Annotated in this window: 20 protein-coding genes, 1 other RNA gene and 1 pseudogene; 6 read left to right on the top strand and 16 right to left on the bottom strand. The window is 39.7% G+C overall.

Going from position 1 to position 17,494, the window contains the following annotated elements; all coding sequences use genetic code 11:
* Nucleotides 1–328: 328 nt before the first annotated feature.
* Both ACFSR0_RS03165 and ACFSR0_RS03160 read right to left on the bottom strand, forming a co-directional pair.
* Nucleotides 329–697, bottom strand: coding sequence for a hypothetical protein (locus tag ACFSR0_RS03165; RefSeq protein WP_379979834.1), 369 nt, complete (start codon nucleotides 695–697; stop codon nucleotides 329–331).
* Between the two features lie 27 nt (nucleotides 698–724).
* The gene (locus ACFSR0_RS03160; RefSeq protein ID WP_379979832.1) at nucleotides 725–1,099 is read right to left on the bottom strand and encodes a CvfD/Ygs/GSP13 family RNA-binding post-transcriptional regulator; all 375 of its coding nucleotides are present in this window, start codon (nucleotides 1,097–1,099) and stop codon (nucleotides 725–727) included.
* 89 nt (nucleotides 1,100–1,188) lie between these two features.
* Between ACFSR0_RS03160 and ACFSR0_RS03155 the strand changes: the two are divergent.
* Nucleotides 1,189–2,371, top strand: a pseudogene (locus ACFSR0_RS03155) (MalY/PatB family protein).
* Between the two features lie 109 nt (nucleotides 2,372–2,480).
* Here ACFSR0_RS03155 and ACFSR0_RS03150 read toward each other — a convergent pair.
* Nucleotides 2,481–3,068, bottom strand: coding sequence for a peptidylprolyl isomerase (locus ACFSR0_RS03150; RefSeq protein ID WP_379979830.1), 588 nt, complete (start codon nucleotides 3,066–3,068; stop codon nucleotides 2,481–2,483).
* 113 nt (nucleotides 3,069–3,181) lie between these two features.
* On the opposite strand from ACFSR0_RS03150, the gene ACFSR0_RS03145 reads away from it, so the two are divergent.
* Nucleotides 3,182–4,156 carry an NAD(P)/FAD-dependent oxidoreductase gene (locus tag ACFSR0_RS03145; RefSeq protein WP_379979828.1) on the top strand — a complete coding sequence of 325 codons (975 nt, stop codon included), beginning with the start codon at nucleotides 3,182–3,184 and terminating at the stop codon, nucleotides 4,154–4,156.
* Nucleotides 4,157–4,213: 57 nt separating this feature from the next.
* Nucleotides 4,214–4,705 carry a phosphatidylglycerophosphatase A family protein gene (locus ACFSR0_RS03140; RefSeq protein WP_379979826.1) on the top strand — a complete coding sequence of 164 codons (492 nt, stop codon included), beginning with the start codon at nucleotides 4,214–4,216 and terminating at the stop codon, nucleotides 4,703–4,705.
* Between the two features lie 74 nt (nucleotides 4,706–4,779).
* Here ACFSR0_RS03140 and ACFSR0_RS03135 read toward each other — a convergent pair whose 3' ends face one another.
* The 12 genes from ACFSR0_RS03135 to ACFSR0_RS03080 form a co-directional block, all read right to left on the bottom strand.
* Nucleotides 4,780–5,439, bottom strand: coding sequence for a TIGR01906 family membrane protein (locus ACFSR0_RS03135; protein WP_379979824.1), 660 nt, complete (start codon nucleotides 5,437–5,439; stop codon nucleotides 4,780–4,782).
* The gene (locus ACFSR0_RS03130; protein WP_379979822.1) at nucleotides 5,432–6,205 is read right to left on the bottom strand and encodes a TIGR01457 family HAD-type hydrolase; all 774 of its coding nucleotides are present in this window, start codon (nucleotides 6,203–6,205) and stop codon (nucleotides 5,432–5,434) included. The genes ACFSR0_RS03135 and ACFSR0_RS03130 overlap by 8 nt, the downstream gene beginning before the upstream one ends.
* Nucleotides 6,206–6,838 (bottom strand): YutD family protein, encoded by a 633-nt coding sequence (locus ACFSR0_RS03125; protein ID WP_379979820.1) that lies wholly within the window; start codon nucleotides 6,836–6,838, stop codon nucleotides 6,206–6,208.
* 67 nt (nucleotides 6,839–6,905) lie between these two features.
* Nucleotides 6,906–8,288 (bottom strand): bifunctional metallophosphatase/5'-nucleotidase, encoded by a 1,383-nt coding sequence (locus ACFSR0_RS03120; protein WP_379979818.1) that lies wholly within the window; start codon nucleotides 8,286–8,288, stop codon nucleotides 6,906–6,908.
* A gap of 254 nt (nucleotides 8,289–8,542) precedes the next feature.
* Nucleotides 8,543–8,824 carry a hypothetical protein gene (locus ACFSR0_RS03115; RefSeq protein WP_379979816.1) on the bottom strand — a complete coding sequence of 94 codons (282 nt, stop codon included), beginning with the start codon at nucleotides 8,822–8,824 and terminating at the stop codon, nucleotides 8,543–8,545.
* Between the two features lie 223 nt (nucleotides 8,825–9,047).
* Nucleotides 9,048–9,144, bottom strand: an RNA gene (gene ffs / locus ACFSR0_RS03110) — signal recognition particle sRNA small type.
* Between the two features lie 23 nt (nucleotides 9,145–9,167).
* A complete protein-coding gene (gene tadA, locus ACFSR0_RS03105) occupies nucleotides 9,168–9,683 on the bottom strand; it encodes a tRNA adenosine(34) deaminase TadA (protein WP_379979814.1) in 516 nt (171 codons plus the stop codon).
* Nucleotides 9,684–9,889: 206 nt separating this feature from the next.
* Nucleotides 9,890–10,228: a hypothetical protein gene (locus ACFSR0_RS03100; RefSeq protein ID WP_379979812.1), complete on the bottom strand. Its 339-nt coding sequence runs from the start codon at nucleotides 10,226–10,228 to the stop codon at nucleotides 9,890–9,892.
* An 87-nt stretch (nucleotides 10,229–10,315) separates the two neighbouring features.
* Nucleotides 10,316–11,008: a zinc metallopeptidase gene (locus ACFSR0_RS03095; RefSeq protein ID WP_379979810.1), complete on the bottom strand. Its 693-nt coding sequence runs from the start codon at nucleotides 11,006–11,008 to the stop codon at nucleotides 10,316–10,318.
* Between the two features lie 79 nt (nucleotides 11,009–11,087).
* Nucleotides 11,088–11,918 carry a diaminopimelate epimerase gene (gene dapF / locus ACFSR0_RS03090; RefSeq protein ID WP_379979808.1) on the bottom strand — a complete coding sequence of 277 codons (831 nt, stop codon included), beginning with the start codon at nucleotides 11,916–11,918 and terminating at the stop codon, nucleotides 11,088–11,090.
* Complete coding sequence (lysA, locus tag ACFSR0_RS03085; RefSeq protein WP_379979806.1) at nucleotides 11,915–13,228, bottom strand: diaminopimelate decarboxylase; 1,314 nt, start codon at nucleotides 13,226–13,228, stop codon at nucleotides 11,915–11,917. Before lysA ends, dapF begins: the two co-directional genes overlap by 4 nt.
* Nucleotides 13,225–14,385, bottom strand: coding sequence for a M20 metallopeptidase family protein (locus tag ACFSR0_RS03080; RefSeq protein ID WP_379979804.1), 1,161 nt, complete (start codon nucleotides 14,383–14,385; stop codon nucleotides 13,225–13,227). Before ACFSR0_RS03080 ends, lysA begins: the two co-directional genes overlap by 4 nt.
* A 164-nt stretch (nucleotides 14,386–14,549) precedes the next feature.
* Here ACFSR0_RS03080 and dapA point away from each other — a divergent pair, with 164 nt between their 5' ends.
* Genes dapA through dapD form a run of 3 tightly spaced genes read left to right on the top strand, consistent with a single transcriptional unit; the run spans nucleotide 14,550 to nucleotide 16,938 of the window.
* Nucleotides 14,550–15,431 (top strand): 4-hydroxy-tetrahydrodipicolinate synthase, encoded by an 882-nt coding sequence (dapA, locus tag ACFSR0_RS03075; protein WP_379979802.1) that lies wholly within the window; start codon nucleotides 14,550–14,552, stop codon nucleotides 15,429–15,431.
* A gap of 15 nt (nucleotides 15,432–15,446) precedes the next feature.
* Complete coding sequence (gene dapB / locus ACFSR0_RS03070) at nucleotides 15,447–16,202, top strand: 4-hydroxy-tetrahydrodipicolinate reductase (RefSeq protein ID WP_379979800.1); 756 nt, start codon at nucleotides 15,447–15,449, stop codon at nucleotides 16,200–16,202.
* A gap of 22 nt (nucleotides 16,203–16,224) precedes the next feature.
* Nucleotides 16,225–16,938: a 2,3,4,5-tetrahydropyridine-2,6-dicarboxylate N-acetyltransferase gene (gene dapD / locus ACFSR0_RS03065; protein ID WP_379979798.1), complete on the top strand. Its 714-nt coding sequence runs from the start codon at nucleotides 16,225–16,227 to the stop codon at nucleotides 16,936–16,938.
* A 170-nt stretch (nucleotides 16,939–17,108) separates the two neighbouring features.
* Here the strand turns inward: dapD and ACFSR0_RS03060 are convergent, their stop codons facing one another.
* Entirely contained in the window at nucleotides 17,109–17,378 is a 270-nt protein-coding gene (locus ACFSR0_RS03060; RefSeq protein ID WP_379979836.1) for a GNAT family N-acetyltransferase, read from the bottom strand.
* Between the last annotated feature and the right edge of the window lie 116 nt (nucleotides 17,379–17,494).

Here is a 17,494-nt window from a genome sequence, read left to right as displayed (position 1 = left end):
CAGGATCAAACTCTCATAAAAAATTTGATTCAGTCTTGCGACTGTTAAGCTCTGTTTGTTGACTTTGCTCGCATTTTTGCTTGCATGTATTTTTGTTTCTAATTAATAGAAACACCTTACACAATTGGTTCGTTTGCTTACTTTGTTCAGTTTTCAAAGGTCTACTTTGTTGTGCTGTGACAACTTTTAAATCATATCATCTGTCCGAAAGAATGTCAACAATTAATTTTATTTTTTTAAAATTTTGTTGTCGTCTTTGTCAGCGACTTGATTATCATAACAGACGATTTTCTATCGGTCAACCTTTTTTTAAATAAATATTATCACCCTAAAATTGGGGCATACCCTCAATTTCAAATTTTTGAATTACTTTTTGCATCTGTTCAAATGTTTGCCACTGATATTGATCTGGTAACACTAATTGTACGTCTGGCTGTTCCTCTAGTTCAAAAACAAATAGTGGCACATTTGTCCCGGCAATCACGCCATTCGTCAATTCCAGTAATTTTAGTTGTGTAATTTCAAGATGAACTTCTTTTTTCAATACTTCTAGGATACTGGCTAAACCAGTTTTCTCACTGTCGCCTTTTGTGGATACTAAATGCATTTTTTCCTTTTCTTGCTTCACCAAAAACAACTTTTCACCATCTGATTGCGTCAAAATGACTGTTCCAGCAATCCATTTTTTTCCGATCATTTGCCCACCCCACTACTTTTCCTACACTTATAGTTGTGCTTCCTCAATAAAAATTAGTGCTTCTTCAATCCAATTCGGTAGTGCCTCTGCTATAGTTTGAAATCCAATTTTTTTATTTTTATTTGTAAAATATCTTTTTCTTTTATGGGACAATTGTACAAAGCTATGCGCCAGTGTACGCCGTGACAAGCTAATCTTATGAGAGTAGGCATCAATATCAATTACTTGAACAGCCACTTGTTGCCCGACTTTCAATAATTCATGGATGTTTTTGGTATACCCCGATTGAATTTCGGATACGTGAATTAGCCCTTGTGTACTCCCGTCAAGAGAAACAAATGCCCCATATGGTTGAATCCCTGTAATTGTGCCCTCAATTACTTGTCCAATTTTATATGTCATTTTTTCCTCCTTCTTTCATTGGTTTATATTATACTGTATCTAAGCAAAAAAAAGAAGTGAGGGTTTTCCTCGAAAAGGTGGTTGATTTAATGATAAACTTCAATGAAAAGGTAGAGCGCACAGGAACAAACAGTACTAAATGGGACAGTATTGTAAAAACGTATCATAAAGAGAACTTGATTCCTTTGTGGATTGCGGATATGGACTTCAAAGCACCTAATCCTGTTCAAGATGCATTGGCAAATTTTGTTTCTCAAGGGATTTTTGGTTATTCATTTGCTCCTGAAAGTCTTTACGACGCGATTATTCAGTGGCAGTTTCATCGTCACAATTATTCGTTAAAAAAAGAGGAAATTTTATTTAATACTGGCGTGGTACCCAGTATAACAACAGCTGTCCATGCATATTCTAATTTAGGTGATTCTGTCCTTATTACCGACCCTGTCTATCCTCCTTTTGCTTCCGCGGTAGTTGAAGCAAAACGGAATTTGGTTCGTAGTCCACTACTGGAAAAAGATGGGCAGTTTGTCTTTGATTTTGCGGACATGGAGGAGCGCATCAAAGAACATCAAGTAAAGCTATTTATTCTATGTAATCCCCATAATCCTGGAGGGAGAGTCTGGACAGAGGAAGAATTGTATCAAGTAGGAAAACTTTGCCAAAAATATGGTGTCATGGTTATCAGTGATGAAATTCATCAAGATTTAATTTTACCTGGTCACCAATTCCATTCTTTTCAAACCGTTGATCCAGATTTTTCAACTTTTTCGATTGTGTTTACGGCACCAACCAAAACGTTTAATTTGGCAGGGATAAAAAATTCCATGATCTTTATTAAAAACAAAGAACTAAGAGAAAAAATGATTGCCATGCAAAATGAATGGCGATTTAACGAAATTAGCACATTTGGGTATGTTGCGACAGAAGCTGCATATCAATCCTGTGAATCATGGTTAGATGAACTACTTGTGTTTTTTGCTAAACAAATTGATCTTGTCTGTACACATTACGTTCACTTTTTTACCAAAAGTGAACGTAATGAAACCACAAGGTACTTACCTGATGTGGCTCGATTTTTCTGCTTACGGACTAACAGATAAAGAATTGCAAGATCTTTTGGTAGAACAAGCTGGTGTGGTATTAAACAATGGCTCACTATTTGGACCACATGGCTCACAACACTTACGATTAAATATAGCGTGTCAGGAAGAATTGTTGAAAGAAGGCTTAGCCCGCTTAACATCCGTTTTCAAAGATCTTCCCACTAACTAATTGACAAAGACATTCACAGACGCTTTTCTCGCCTAATAAACCATCCGCCAATTGGCTCGCTCTACTGAACAGTAAAGTTGAGCAATTGGCGGATGGTTATTTGATTAGCCTATTCTTTTATCTCAATTCCTTCAATCACAACATCGTGGATTGGCCGATCTTGTGGTCCTCTTTGAACCGCGGCAATTTTATCAACAATCTCCATGCCAGTTATTACGTGTCCAAATACTGTGTGGCGGAAATCAAGCCAAGGTGTTCCACCTTCACGATACGCATCAACCACTTCTGAAGGATAACCTGCCTCTTCCATTTGATTGATCATATTTGCAGGCACGTTTTGATTGTTCACAATAAAAAATTGGCTGCCATTCGTATTTGGTCCCGCATTCGCCATAGATAAAGCTCCTCGAATGTTAAACAATTCTGGTGAAAATTCGTCTTCAAATTTATCACCATAAATGCTTTCACCACCCATACCGGTCCCGGTAGGATCGCCACCTTGAATCATAAAATCTGGAATAACACGATGGAAAATAACATTGTCGTAATAACCATTTTTTGCTAATTCTAGAAAATTTTTGACCGTTTTGGGTGCAAATTCTGGATAAAGCTGAACCGTAATATCTCCCATATTGGTTTTAATTGTTGCTGTTGGTGCATTGTTTTCATTTGTGTTTAATTGCGGAAATTTTGCCACTTGCTTCTCCTCCTTGATCCATCTGGTTCTATCATATCAGAAAACGTCAGAAATGCCACTCACCAATTTCTCTGTTATAATCGATGTATTGTCAAACGAGAGGAGTATGTCAAATGGAAGTTTTTGACTTAACCATAATAGGCGCTGGTCCAGTGGGCATGTTTGCTGCATTTTACGCAGGGATGCGCAATGCAAAAACAAAGATTATTGATACCTTACCACAATTAGGGGGGCAATTGGCTACATTATATCCAGAAAAATACATTTATGATATCCCAGGTTTTCCTAAAATAAAAGCAGGAGAACTTGTTCAAAATTTAGAGAATCAATTGCGTTCGTTTCATCAAACTTATTGTTTGGAAGAACAGGTTTTAGGACTTCACAAAGAGGACGACCTAATTGAAATTACAACGAACAAAACGACTCACTATTCAAAAGCAGTCGTTTTGGCTCTTGGAAACGGCTCATTTCAGCCTAGAAAGTTGGCTGTTGAGCACGCTGAAAAGTATGAAAATATTGGTATTGATTATTACGTCCCTGACCTGATGAAATATGCTGGTAAAAAGGTTGCGATAGCTGGAGGCGGAGATTCGGCGATTGATTGGGCGCTTATGCTCGAACCAATTGCCTCAGAAGTCTATTTGATTCATCGCCGCCCTGAATTTCGGGCACACGAACATAGTGTTTCCAAATTGGAGAAGTCTTCGATTTCATTATTAACTCCTTACATCATTCAAGGTTTACGTGGAGAAAATCGCTTAGACACCTTGATTCTACAAGAAGTGAAAGGACAAGAAAAAGTGGAACTGGCCATTGACTCATTGATTGTTAATTACGGCTTTAGTTCTTCTTTGGATTTGAAATCATGGGGACTCGCTAGCACACGTCAGGGAATTACTGTACAATCGGATATGCAGACATCCTTACCAGGTGTGTATGCCTGTGGTGATGTTGCATTGTACGAAGGAAAGGTGAAACTAATCGCCACTGGGTTTGGGGAAGCACCTACCGCGATTAACAATGCCTTGCATTACATCAATCCTAAAAATCGCACCCAACCAATGCACAGCACCAGTCTTTTTCATTAACAAGCTCTTTTAAGAAGTTCCTAGCATGGACAATCGAAAACGAAAGGATGAACAATGATGAGTGTTGAACAAAGTACTTTAGAAAAGAAAGCACGTGCTCTACTTGAAGAACGAGGGGTTCCATTGATTGAAATAGCAAAGCTGGTCCATTTTTTACAGGTGAATTATATTCCTGACCTTAGCCTTGAAGAGTGTATGGATAGTGTAGAAGCTGTTTTAGGGAAACGTGAAGTGCAGAATACAATTCTGACGGGTATCCAACTTGATATGCTTGCAGAAAAAAATGCTTTGCTTGCCCCTTTGCAAGAAATTGTTGCCAATGATGAAGGTTTATATGGTATCGACGAAATTATGGCTTTGTCAATCGTTAATGTCTATGGATCAATTGGCTTCACCAACTATGGGTATATTGACAAAGTGAAGCCAGGTATTTTGAGTATGTTAAACTCGCATGAAGCTCCTCACGTTCATACCTTCTTAGATGACATCGTTGGGGCAATGGCTGCTGCTGCCGCAAGTCGCATCGCACACCAACATCCAGACGAATAGATTCTTTATTTAAGTAGATAAAAAGAACCATCAAAGTAAGAGAGGAATGACCTCCTTCTTGTCTTGATGGTTTTTTATTTTTTTTCATTAGGATTGGCTAGTCGCAAAGCGAACATCTTTTTCGCATAGAAGTAACCTCCAATAAAGAAGCCTTCCATCAAAAGGAAAAAAAGAATAAAACAATACATAAAAAATTGTTCGGGCAATACATTGATTATCGGATCTGTAGTTGGATCGAATTGCCAATCTGCGTTTCTGAAAAACAATTGATGAAATTGAATAAAGAAACGATCGAAGCCGAACAACATCAGAAAGCCAAAAACAACAGGAACCATGCTAGCAATCTGGAATGGGCGAATTAACTGCCATTCTTGTTGATTTTTTCGATTGGTATACAGAAATGACCCTGCTGGAATCAATGTGATTATGGCAACGGCATAATTTAATAAAAACAATTTTTTCACGTCTACAAAATGGCTGAGACCTGATTGCGACATTGGAAAATCAGCCAATTGCAATGTTTTGACCCATGGAAAATTTAAAAAAGCTAGGAGTTGATGGTAAGAATGCATCAACTCTTCTTTTGATAACGTCGTCCACTGCAAAATAGCAAGTTTGTCAATAGCGTAACGATAAAGCCAAGTACTATTTATCGTAATCGTAATTGCGAATGAGAGCAAAAACAAACACAAACACACAAAGCCAATGACAAATCGCAAAGATGGTCTACTCATCCTCAATAGCCCAGTCATCCAAAGATTCTACAACATAGGAAGGACGTACTGGCAGCGTTGGTACTGCTTCTTTTGGTGTAAAGCCAGACAGAACCAATAGCGTATCGATATCATTTTTAATACCTGCGGTGATATCGGTTTCGTAGTTGTCCCCAACCATTAAAGCCTCTTCTTTGGAGCAACCGAGATGCTCTAATGCTTTTTCCATCATAATCGCCTCAGGTTTGCCAATATACACGGGGTCTGTTTGGCTTGACGTTGCTAAAAAGGAAACCAATGACCCTGCACCAGGTAACAACCCTCGTTCAGTTGGAATATTTTTATCAGGATTGGTACCAATAAAATGGGCACCTTTCTGAATTGCTAAAGTAGCTAAGGCAAATTGCTCATAGGTAACGTTGGAATCCAAACCAACAACTACATAAGCTGGATGCTCCTCATCCCAACGATAACCAGCCGCTAAAATAGGGTCAATCAAGCCTACTTCCCCTATAACATAAACAGTCTTGCCTAGATTTTGATCATTCATATAATCAATGGTTGCCAAGGTTGCCGTGTAGACCGTTTCAGGAGATACATGAATAGCAAATTCATCGGCTAGTCTTTTGGCAACTACGTTTGGTTGCTTTGTTGTATTATTGGTTACAAATAAAAAGGGAATCTGTGCTTGTTGCAATCGTTCGACAAATCGTTTTCCAGCGGGTATCGGTTTTTTTCCCAAGTAAATCGTGCCATCTAAATCAATTAAATATCCTTTATACTTCATCTATTCTCCTTCATTTCTTTGGCGAATCGTAAATTCTTTTTTTGATGATCGATTTGCCTGCTGTTTAGTCGGTTGTTGGGGATTGTTTTTCGTTTGCTTTGTTTGACGAATGGTCATTTTTTTCTTTTCCGAATGGGGCGCAATTGTTTCTTTTTTTTCAGAAACGTGTGCCTGTCCTCTTACTCTTTTTGTATTGGATGATCGTTTTTTATTTTTCTTTGTTTGGGCTTTTTCTTTTTTTCCACCAATCCGCTCTAACACAAAATAAGCACATCCAAAGTTACAAAATTCATACAAATAATCTTCTAAAGTATCAATTCGTTGATCTGGCAATACTCGTTTGTTTTCAACATCAAAAAAACCCTTTAGGCGTAATTGCTCATAGCCCCAATCACCAACAATATAATCATAGCGAGCAAGGACCTCACTGTATCGTTCGACGAGTTTCTCGGCATCAAATCCTGCTCGATGTTCCTTTACTAACCGGTATTGTCTACCATCAATGAAAAATTCTGTTTCATTAATTTGTTCAAATGATAACCCCTTACTTTTAGAAGAATCTTGACTGGTTTCTTCAACAATTTCCTCTAAAACAGCGGTTAGTTCATCCGTTAAATTGTCTTCTTTGGTCATCTTTTCACCACCTCGTTTTATTATACCTGTTTTAGGTGAATACCACAGCACCTTCACGCATTCTTTTTTAATCAATTGGGTATTTTCTTTGCAACTCGCTACCAACCACTGATCGGATAAACTCTGGAAACAAAAAGGTCACCTGTCCAGCAATTTCAATTGTCGGAAAAAATGGAATGAATAAAAAATGATCCACCGTTGTAAACGCATAGGTCTTTTGTTCATCTACGATTTTCCCCTGCCAATAGACTTGATGATTGGTCGCATCATAGCTCAGGCCTAGGTAACGAATTTGACCAAAAATTTTTCCTCTAAAGCCCATGCCAACCATTGGATAATGAGAGAGAAAGGCACGATTTTTCTCCATTTCGAACACAAGGCGGATCAGGTCTTTGCCTTGCAAACATACCCGAATCAGATGCATGGGATGGGGCAAAATCGTATGGAGTTGATCTTGATTCACAATCCCAGCTGGCAGTGATTCTAAAAATAAACCCGAGTTTAAAATGGCACTTTCCGTTGCTCCCCTTTTTCGAATAGCGTCCAACGCTTCTTCAATCAACGAATGTTCATAAACTTGAGGATCATTACTTAAAGGATAAGGCAGCCGACCAATTGGTACTGTTGCCAAGCGTTCATGTCCTTGCTGCAGCCAATCTGCAATCTGTTTTTCATCTTCCGGATGCGCAATCATTTTGTCGACGGCAAAGGTCCGCGCTTTTGTTCTTATTGGTTGGTTTTGCTGTGAAAACTCTAGTTCGACTTCGCCAACGTAACGACCAAATTTTCCGGCAGCTGCTAATTGTACCCCGTTTCTTTTTTCCCCATTTGGAAAAAGATGATGCGTGTGCGAGCCAATGATTACATCAAACTGCGGAAATTCATCTGCAATGGTATAATCCGCTTCAATGCCGAGATGGCTTAACAAGATCAGCACATCCACCTGTGGCCGTAATTCGTTTACAAGATCAGGTAGGAGTTCCATTGGTTCACGTACATCCCAACCATTTGGCAAATAGGTGAGTGGAAACGGTGCTGTCATGCCAATAAGAGCAACACGAATGCCATTCTCCGTCGTGATTTGCTTATAGGGTTGGGCCCAACTAGGACGCAGCAAACTTGTCTTATCAAATAAATTGGCAAGCACAACATCAAAATTGGCTTCATCATAGAGATGATTCAAACACTCCTTGCGATTGCCAATGCCTTCGTTGTTCCCAATCGTGGTTGCATCGTAATGTATCGTGTTCATTTCTTCAATATTGGCTTGACCATCAGTAGCCTCTGTTAAAGGATGCCAACGATCCATAAAATCTCCCAAGTCAACGGTCAAGATGGCTTCATTTTCACGAATGATTTGTCGTTGTTTGACGAACCGTTTGACTCGTGGCCAGTTTTCAAAATGAGAGTGCAAGTCGTTGGTATGGATAATTCGTAATTTTTTTCCCACCTTGTTTGCTCACCTTCTTTTAGTAATAGTCAAAGTTTGTCATAGGTCGACTTGTTTGTCAAAAAAAATCAATATAGCCAAGTCTTAACCAAACCATTTTGCATTGCGACAAGCAACCGTCGATTCACAATACGTCTATAACAAAAAAAGAGAGCATCATTGCACACTCCCTTTCAAGATCTAGATAAAAAATACTGGCAAAAACAGAGTCCTCAAAAGTGGATAGCCTACAAGTCCAATTGTTGTGACTATAGTTATCTCCCAAAAAATGGCGACTGATTTAACAACCCCCAAAGCCACTGTTTTCTTTGTAATTTCTTTAACAACAACCGTCCTGCTGTCGATAATTCTTGATTCAACGACAGGGTTCGCAACGACTGAATTATCGTGAGCAACTCCCGTTCTTGAGGTTCATTTTTGTTCGTTAGTCTCACCTGGCACGCCTGAATAATTGTTTGTTCTTTTGGATTCAATGTAGGATGATTTTTTCTAAAGATGCTTAGCACTTCGTTTAAATCGTTCTTTACTAATCTCATTGGCAAAACCACTCCTTGTTTAGATAATTGTTAGGGCCAGATTATCAATCATTCACTTTTTTGTCAACCAATAAAAGAAAGCGCTGTTATTTTTTTGTGAATGGTTCTTGAATCATTCATTTGAGGTACTAAGTGACGGTAAAATACGTAATTAAAAGCCCCTAAGATGTACTACCGCATCTTAGAGGCTGTTTGTCGTTTTTATAGTGCTAGTCTTTCAATCATCAAGTAACTTTATCAGACACATGAAGACTCCTGCTTAGTGCTGCTTCCTTCCAGATCTGACACAATTCACAAGGTCCTCATTGTCCTAGCCTTTCGGCAAAATCTAGTATACCTTATTTTATTCTTGCACGCTAGTTTTTTTTGCTTGTAATTTTTTCTTTTGTCGTAACTCTTTAAAAAAAGTGCTCAAAAGTTCACTACACTCAGTCTGTAAAATGCCGGCTTCAACATAGCTCCAGTGGTTAAAACGCTGGTCGGTTGCTAACGAAAGTAAACTGCCTGCAGCTCCGCCTTTTGGATCATACGCCCCAAAATAGATTTCTTCGACCCGTGATAACATCATCGCACCACTACACATAGGACAAGGCTCGAGTGTCACAAATAGCTGACTTCTTTCCAACCGCCAACTACCAATTTCTTCACAGGCTTCACGAATCGCAATCATCTCTGCATGCATTGTTGCATCTTGAGTTTGCTCCCGTAAATTATGACCTCTGCCAATAATTTTCCCATCAAGTACAATGACTGCTCCGATTGGTACCTCAGCCATGGCTTGTGCTTTTTTAGCTTCTTTGATTGCTTCACGCATAAATGATTCTTTTTCTTCAGTGGTTAAATTGCTTCTTTTCTCCACGCTTTTCTCCTAATTTAGTTTAGCCAATTCTCAAAAAATAAGCCTGCTTCGTAAGGCGTACAGACAATCGCATCCATGATTAAGCTTCAAGCAGTCTCCATTGGATAGCTTGCTTAAACTTGACTCATTACGAACTGATTCAGTACGGATTGCGAACTTCTGGCTTACTCACAGGCTTATTTTTTGTTCGAACATTGCATTAATGTTTATTCAAAGACACTACTAACAAAATCTTGTAGCTTTTCTTTGACGTTTTCAGTGGTTTCTTTTACATTGTTTCCATAAACCGAGACTTGTTTCTTACCTTTTTTAACTTTCTTTACAACCGTCATCACATTATCAATATCTCTGTCACTCAGATTATCAACAACCCCTAAGAGCGTTTCATTTCCATCAAACTTATCTGAAACGAATTTCTTCACTTTCCAACGATTGCTTGCATAACGTACCTTGGTTAACACCTTATCTGACACGACCGCCGCAGTCACAACACCTGCCACCGCTACCACACTCACACCAATTGTTAATTTTGTTGAAGTTTTCATCTCATCCACTCCTTCATCTAATGTTATGATACCATGAGGTTCTTGTTTTGTTTACTGAAATGATTGTCAATTGCGGCTCAAATGAACCTAGTTCCGCCGATTTTTCGCGATAATCATCAATCGCAATAGCTGCAATAACGTTGTAATTGCAGCAGCAACATAAGTCAAAGCCGCAGCAATCAAAACTTTACGAGCCATGGGCAATTCTTCTTCTGTTAGCAGCCCACCCTCGCCCAAAATAGCTAAAGCTCTCCGGGAAGCATTAAATTCCACTGGCAATGTCACTACTTGGAACAAAAAGGCCATGGAAAAAGCCAATAACCCAAAATTAATTAAAAAAGAGCCTCGTAACAATAAACCTATCAAAATCAGAGGCATGGAAATAGTTGAACCAATATTGGCTACCGGAACAATCGCAGCTCTGATTCGCAAAGGCGCATAACCGACAGCATCTTGCACCGCATGACCACATTCATGTGCGGCTACACCTATTGCGGCTACCGATGTCGATTGAGCCGTTGCTTGAGACAAACTTAAAATCTTATTCCCAGAGTTGTAGTTGTCAGTTAGATCACCGGCAATTCCTTGAACCCCAACATTATGAATATCTTGGCTCTTTAAAATGTATTGGGCAGCCTCCGTTCCTGTTACGTGATTGCGACTCTGCACTTTGTCATATTTGCTAAACGTACTTTTAACAAAAGCTGATGCAGCTAAGGAAAGGCCCATACCTATGATGACTAATAAAAGGGTAAACCCATTATCTAATCCATATATCATCTTTTCGTCCTCCTATCATGTTCTCATTTTACCATGATTGTTGTGAAAGGATGCCTCAGTCCGAAATATTCAAAAAAAATTAAATATTCAAGTCTTCATCCATAATTGAACCTTCAACAATAATATTGGTGTCCCCGCTTAAAAACAACTGATGATCTTGAACGTCAACTTCTAGGATTCCTCCTAAAGTGTGCAATGATACAGTGGTATTCGGTACAAGACCTTTTTGGACCAATGAATAGGCCGTTGCACCTGCCCCTGTTCCACAAGCCAGTGTAAAGCCTTCTACACCACGTTCAAAGGTACGCAAGAGGATTTTTCCTTGATGATCGATTGCATACAGATTAACATTGGCACCTTTTGGTAGTTTGGACCAATGACGAAGGTTTCTGGCAAAAGGCTCAAAGGCTTCGAGTGGCTTTGTCCATAATTCATCACAGCGTACAACCACATGGGGCAACCCGGGATTACCTAATTCAACATAATCAATCACTTGGGTGGTTCCATTGTCCTCATATTCTAAGTTGAATTGCTCGACAGTTGGCTCATTTAATTCCACTTTGTACGTGCGCTCTGTTAAGCGCCAAGCAGGAACATCCCCCGCCACCGTTTCAATAACCATCGCATCGCCAGCAAGTTTTTTTTCAAATGCATAGCGAGCCAAACATCGCGCTCCGTTGCCACACATCTCAGCTTCCGTGCCATCAGCATTAAAAAAGACCATTCGAACATCGCCATTTTTTTGGGGTGTGTCAACAACCATCAAGGCATCCGAACCAACAGAGATTCGCCGTTGACAGATTTTTTTGGTCAAAGTCACCAATTGTTCTCTAGTCAGTTGCAATTGTTGATTGTCAACGACGATAAAATCATTGCCTGCTCCTTGCATTTTGTAAAAAGGAATTTTCATTTTCGTTCCTCCTTGAGTAAGTGATTTGGGATGACTTCGTTTTGAATGATTTGTTGATACGTTTGGCGCTTGACGACAACTTCCGCTTGCCCCTCTTTAACAAAGACCACTGCTGGAATAGGAATTTTGTTATAGTTGCTAGCCATCGAGTAGCCATAAGCACCGGTCGTAAATGTCACAAGGATATCTCCGGTTGCAATGTTTGGTAATGATGCGTCTTTGACCAAAATATCCGTACTTTCACATACTTTCCCTGAAATTGTCACCAGTTCACAGGGCTGCTCATCTTGTTTATTGGCTATGGTAACTTCATACTGTGCTTGATAAAGACCCGGTCGAATATTGTCAGTCATCCCACCATCAATTGATGCATACGTACGAATATCAGGTAATGTTTTGATACTCCCAATCGTATGCAAGGTGATGCCTGCTTCGGCTACAATGCTTCTTCCAGGTTCGATGACAATTGTCGGTCGGTACAGTTGATGTGCCGTACAAAAGGCAATGGTCTCCTCCATTAATGGATCAAGAAAATAGGCATAGGGTTGCCGCGTGTCCTCTTTCGTATAACGAACACCAAATCCTCCACCATAATTAAGTTCCTTGACATCGTAATCAAAGCGTTCCTTGATTTGTTTTACTAAATTTAACGCAACTTTGGCCGCCGCCAAATGCGTGTGATTGTCCGATAATTGGCTACCAATATGGAAATGAATCCCATAAAAATCAATCTCTTGCGCATCAATGGCACGTTTAATTAAAGGAAAAAGGACTTCTTCATTTAGGGGTATACCAAATTTTGAATCTTTTTGACCCGTAGAAATATAACGATGGGTTTCAACGGTAATCTCGGGCGTAATCCGAAAGAGTACTTTTGCAATTTTGTTTTTTTTGTGACAAATTGCTCGGATCACATCCAATTCCTGAATGCTATCGATAATAAACCGACCCACACCATAATCGAGGGCTTCTTCAATTTCCGCGACTGATTTATTGTTGCCGTTAAATTCAATTTTCTCCGGTTCAAACCCTGCGACAATGGCTGTATACAATTCTCCCCCACTGACCACATCTAAGCATAAACCTTCCTTTTCAACAAGTTTTAGCATTGCTAACACATTAAACGCCTTTGAAGCATAAGCAACCCGTACGCGTTCATACTTTTTGATAAAATTTGTTTGTAATTCTTGGCAGGCTTGCTCAATTTTTGACTCAGAAAAAACATATAGCGGTGTACCATATGTTTTTGCCAACTCGACCACATCGCAACCATCCCAAAAAAGATGATTTGTTTTCTCACTCATTGTCATTCTCCTTTATTTAATTCCTGGATTAATTGTCGATAGCATTCAATGCCGCCTAGTAAATAGGTTTCATCAAAATTCATTTTGCCACTATGTAACGGCGCGACATAACCCTTTGCTTCATTGCGAATTCCTACAAAGAAAAACAAGCCTGGAATCTCTTTTTGATACATTGAAAAATCTTCAGCTAGCATATAAGGTGGTGTTTCCACATACGAGTCCCCGGCAATCTTTTCCAACGCTCGTACCATTGCAGGATTATTGTCCACCACACGATACATGTGGTTAAATTCAACCACGCATTCACAGCCATAGCCCTTTGCAAGTTCGGTTGCTACGGTTTGCACACGATTCGTCATGGTTTCATAAACTTCATCGGAAAAAGCCCGCATCGTGCCTTCAATTTTCACCAATCCAGGAATAATGTTCATTGCTTCGCCACCAGTTATTTTTCCAAAGGTAAGAACAGCCGATTCCATTGGACTGATATTACGCGAAACAATGGAGTGTAACCCTTGAATGATGGCTGAGGCCGCTAGTATTGCATCTGCTCCTTGTTGAGGCTGAGCACCGTGCGAACTAGTCCCCTTGATTGTCAAATAAATTTCACCATTGCGCGCCATCATCGCGTGTGGCTTGCAAGCAATGATTCCTTCATTGAATTCAGGGAACACATGCAATCCGATGATTTCATCCACTTTGAACTTACTTAAAAAACCGTCATCGATTAATAACTGTGCCCCCCCTGGTCCCTCTTCAGCTGGCTGAAATAGGAGGACAATTGTACCCATGATTTCAGCCGGATGCGCTGCTAAATAGTTCGCAAAACCTAACATTGTCGCCATATGCCCATCATGCCCACAAGCATGCATCTTGCCAGGATGTTGAGAAGCAAAGGGAACACCCGTCTCTTCTGTTACCGGCAAAGCATCAATATCGGTTCGAAAAGCAAGTGTTTTCCCTTCCTTTTCCCCCTGTAAAACGGCAACAACTGCTGTATCCAATAAATCATAGACAGTTGTAATACCAAATTCGGCCAATCTTTTTTTGATATAGGCACTCGTTTCTTTTTCCTGTAATCCTAATTCAGGTATTTGGTGTAGGGCGCGTCGATCTGCAATTACTTCCGTAAGCAAATCATAGACAGCTGGACTAATTTCCATCAAACCATTCCTTTATTTATTTTTTTCTCATGATATTCTCGCCATTTTTTCGGTTAATCATTGATATTTTCTAATATTATAGTATATAATTCCAATAATCTATAGTGAATTGGTTTTTTTATTCAATTCAAAAAAAATAGATGCTTATGAGAGGATGTGTAAAAATGGCAATTTTTGAAGGCGCTGCAGTTGCTTTAATTACCCCAATGAAACAAGATGGAACGGTGGACTATGAAAAGTTAGATGAATTGGTCGAATGGCAAATTCAGTCAGGCATCGATGCGATTGTCGCTTGTGGTACGACTGGTGAAGCATCTACTTTAATCGATGAGGAACATATTGCCGTCATTGAAGCAGTCGTGAAAAAAACAGCCGGACGCGTACCTGTCATCGGTGGGACAGGCTCAAATAATACAGAACATGGTATCCACCTATCCAAAGAAGCCCAACGAGTAGGTGCTGATGCATTGTTGGTGGTAACGCCTTACTATAATAAAGCCACAAAAACAAGTTTAATTGCGCATTATCGTGCAATTTGTGATAGCGTTGATTTACCAATTTTGCTTTATTCCGTGGGCTCGCGAACAGGAATGAATCTAACGCCTGAGACCGTTGCTGAGCTAAAAAAGATTCCCAATATCAAAGGAATCAAAGAAGCAAGCGGAAATATCTCCCAAGTAGTAGAAATCGCCCGTTTAATCGATGACGACTTTGCTCTTTATTCAGGTAATGATGATCAAGTATTGCCGCTAATGTCCGTAGGTGGACTAGGTGTCATCTCAACAATTAGTAATATTGCCCCGCAACAAACATCTAAAATGGTGCACGATTATCTACAGGGTAACGTTCAAGCAGCAAAAGCCATGCAATTGACCCAAAAACCATTGATTGATGCGCTATTTGCCGAAGTAAATCCCGTACCCGTTAAAGCAGCTGCCTCGTTATTAGGAAAATGCGAGATGCATTACCGTCTGCCTTTGGGAGTACCTGAAGAAGCAACCATTGATCGTCTTAAAAAAGAAATGACCGATTTTGGTTTATTGTAGGAGGTTTAAAAAGCGATGATACGAATCATCTTAAGTGGTGCCCATGGCAGAATGGGCAAAGTAATCGCCGATATGGTGGCGAACAATCCTACGTATGAAATTGTTGCCGGGATTGACCGAAAAAAAGGCCCCCTTGCGCCTTTCCCAGTTTACGGATCGTTATCGGAAGTCAAAGAAGAGGCCGATGTGGTAATTGATTTTTCTTATTTCGAAACTGTTCCAACTTTACTAAAAGATACACAAAAAAAGGCCCTACCAATTGTGATTGCCACAACAGGATTGCCAGCGGCTACCCTTAATCAAATGAAAAAAATTGCTGAGACCATTCCCGTCTTCTTTTCTGCAAATATGTCTTTAGGTATCAACGTACTGATTCAAGCATTGCAACAAATCACCCCCAACTTGGAAAGTGACTTTGATATTGAAATGATTGAAAAACACCACAATCAGAAAAAAGATGCCCCTAGTGGTACCGCACTGTTGTTAGCAGACAGTATCAATGAAGTTTGCCAAACCAAAAAAGAGTATCTTTTTGGTCGCCAAGGCAACCACAATGAAAATCTACGTAGTCAAATGGGCATCCATGCCGTTCGCGGCGGCACCATTCCAGGTGAACACACTGTCTTATTTGCCGGCCAAGATGAGCTAATTGAATTAAAACATACTGCCCTTTCGCGTGATATTTTTGCGAACGGCGCCTTAAAAGCGGCTAGCTTTTTAGTAACACAGGCTCCCGGTTTCTATTCAATGAAAGAACTTTTAAGTAACTAATTTAAGAAAAAGAGGTGACTTCATGTCTGATTTACAATTTACCGATCCATATGAACTCGCAAAATTTATTAAAAATGCAACCAAACAGACTCCTGTCAAAGCCTATATTTCAGGCGATCTTGCAGGGGTTACCGCTGAGGACATTCACTTGTTCGGAAGCCAATCATTCTATTTTGCCGTCGGTGACGCAGAAAAAATTCATGCCTTTCTAGAAACGAACAAAGCCATCATTCACGATGTATATGTTGAAAACGATCGCCGAAATTCGGCTGTTCCGCTTCTTGATTTAACAACAGTCGATGCTCGTATTGAGCCAGGTTCTTTTATCCGTGACCAAGCAGTCATCGGGAAAAATGCTGTCGTTATGATGGGGGCTGTCATCAATATTGGTGCCGTTGTTGGAGAAGAAAGTATGATTGACATGGGCGCTATTCTAGGGGCACGAGCAACCGTTGGCAAGAAAGCCCATATTGGAGCCGGTGCTGTTCTTGCAGGCGTTCTAGAACCACCCTCAGCTACTCCAGTCATCATTGAAGACCAGGTATTAGTTGGTGCGAACGCTGTTGTTTTAGAAGGTGTTCGCGTAGGTGAAGGCGCTGTTGTTGCAGCGGGATCTGTGGTAACAGAAGATGTTCCTGCGGGTGCTGTTGTAGCTGGCTCTCCTGCAAAAATTATTAAGATGAAGGATGAAAAAACCATTTCAAAAACTGAATTTCTTGATGATTTGCGTAAATAAAAAGGTTGTATACTATTTGGTATCGCCACTCAGTTTAAATAACAATACCTATACTATGGAGTCCAAAAGGGAGCGTGACAGATTTTTGTCACGCTCCCTTAAGCCCGAATACACGATATTCCAACCTTTTTAAGTGTGGTTCGTGGTTATAATTTATTAATACCCTACTATTATTCGGTTACCATGTAATAATGATATTTTCCTATTACACTAAATCCATTAGACGAATATAACTGTTTCGCAATTATGTTCTGATTCCATGTCTGAATATAAATATTCCCAATATCTGATTCATTATTCGTTAGAAGTAACTCTTTCAGAAATTCATTTCCAAATCCTTGCTTTTGAAATTCTTTGTATATTTCAAAATCATATATACCAATATGATTATCGAACATTACTAAACAAACTTGTCCAACTTCATATTGATTGAAACAAATTGTGAACTACTCACCACTTAGCTAAACCTGACGGTTCTTAACGCTTGAAGTGGGAGCTTCTTGGGAATAGAGCATACTTGATAGCTTATTTCTTTACTAACAGCGGTGTCTCTTAT

The organism is Enterococcus camelliae (genome assembly GCF_042685105.1).
GTDB lineage: Bacteria > Bacillota > Bacilli > Lactobacillales > Enterococcaceae > Enterococcus_G > Enterococcus_G camelliae.
Note: the sequence above shows the minus strand (reverse complement) of the source record. Positions and strands in the feature narration are given on the sequence as shown.

Excerpts from the sequence above, each read along its gene's own strand:
- ACFSR0_RS03165 (WP_379979834.1), bottom strand. The coding sequence starts at position 697 with ATGATCGGAAAAAAATGGATTGCTGGAACAGTCATTTTGACGCAATCA.
- ACFSR0_RS03160 (WP_379979832.1), bottom strand. The coding sequence starts at position 1,099 with ATGACATATAAAATTGGACAAGTAATTGAGGGCACAATTACAGGGATT.
- ACFSR0_RS03145 (WP_379979828.1), top strand. The coding sequence starts at position 3,182 with ATGGAAGTTTTTGACTTAACCATAATAGGCGCTGGTCCAGTGGGCATG.
- ACFSR0_RS03140 (WP_379979826.1), top strand. The coding sequence starts at position 4,214 with ATGAGTGTTGAACAAAGTACTTTAGAAAAGAAAGCACGTGCTCTACTT.
- ACFSR0_RS03135 (WP_379979824.1), bottom strand. The coding sequence starts at position 5,439 with ATGAGTAGACCATCTTTGCGATTTGTCATTGGCTTTGTGTGTTTGTGT.
- ACFSR0_RS03130 (WP_379979822.1), bottom strand. The coding sequence starts at position 6,205 with ATGAAGTATAAAGGATATTTAATTGATTTAGATGGCACGATTTACTTG.
- ACFSR0_RS03125 (WP_379979820.1), bottom strand. The coding sequence starts at position 6,838 with ATGACCAAAGAAGACAATTTAACGGATGAACTAACCGCTGTTTTAGAG.
- ACFSR0_RS03115 (WP_379979816.1), bottom strand. The coding sequence starts at position 8,824 with ATGAGATTAGTAAAGAACGATTTAAACGAAGTGCTAAGCATCTTTAGA.
- ACFSR0_RS03100 (WP_379979812.1), bottom strand. The coding sequence starts at position 10,228 with ATGAAAACTTCAACAAAATTAACAATTGGTGTGAGTGTGGTAGCGGTG.
- ACFSR0_RS03095 (WP_379979810.1), bottom strand. The coding sequence starts at position 11,008 with ATGATATATGGATTAGATAATGGGTTTACCCTTTTATTAGTCATCATA.
- dapF (WP_379979808.1), bottom strand. The coding sequence starts at position 11,918 with ATGAAAATTCCTTTTTACAAAATGCAAGGAGCAGGCAATGATTTTATC.
- lysA (WP_379979806.1), bottom strand. The coding sequence starts at position 13,228 with ATGACAATGAGTGAGAAAACAAATCATCTTTTTTGGGATGGTTGCGAT.
- ACFSR0_RS03080 (WP_379979804.1), bottom strand. The coding sequence starts at position 14,385 with ATGGAAATTAGTCCAGCTGTCTATGATTTGCTTACGGAAGTAATTGCA.
- dapA (WP_379979802.1), top strand. The coding sequence starts at position 14,550 with ATGGCAATTTTTGAAGGCGCTGCAGTTGCTTTAATTACCCCAATGAAA.
- dapB (WP_379979800.1), top strand. The coding sequence starts at position 15,447 with ATGATACGAATCATCTTAAGTGGTGCCCATGGCAGAATGGGCAAAGTA.
- dapD (WP_379979798.1), top strand. The coding sequence starts at position 16,225 with ATGTCTGATTTACAATTTACCGATCCATATGAACTCGCAAAATTTATT.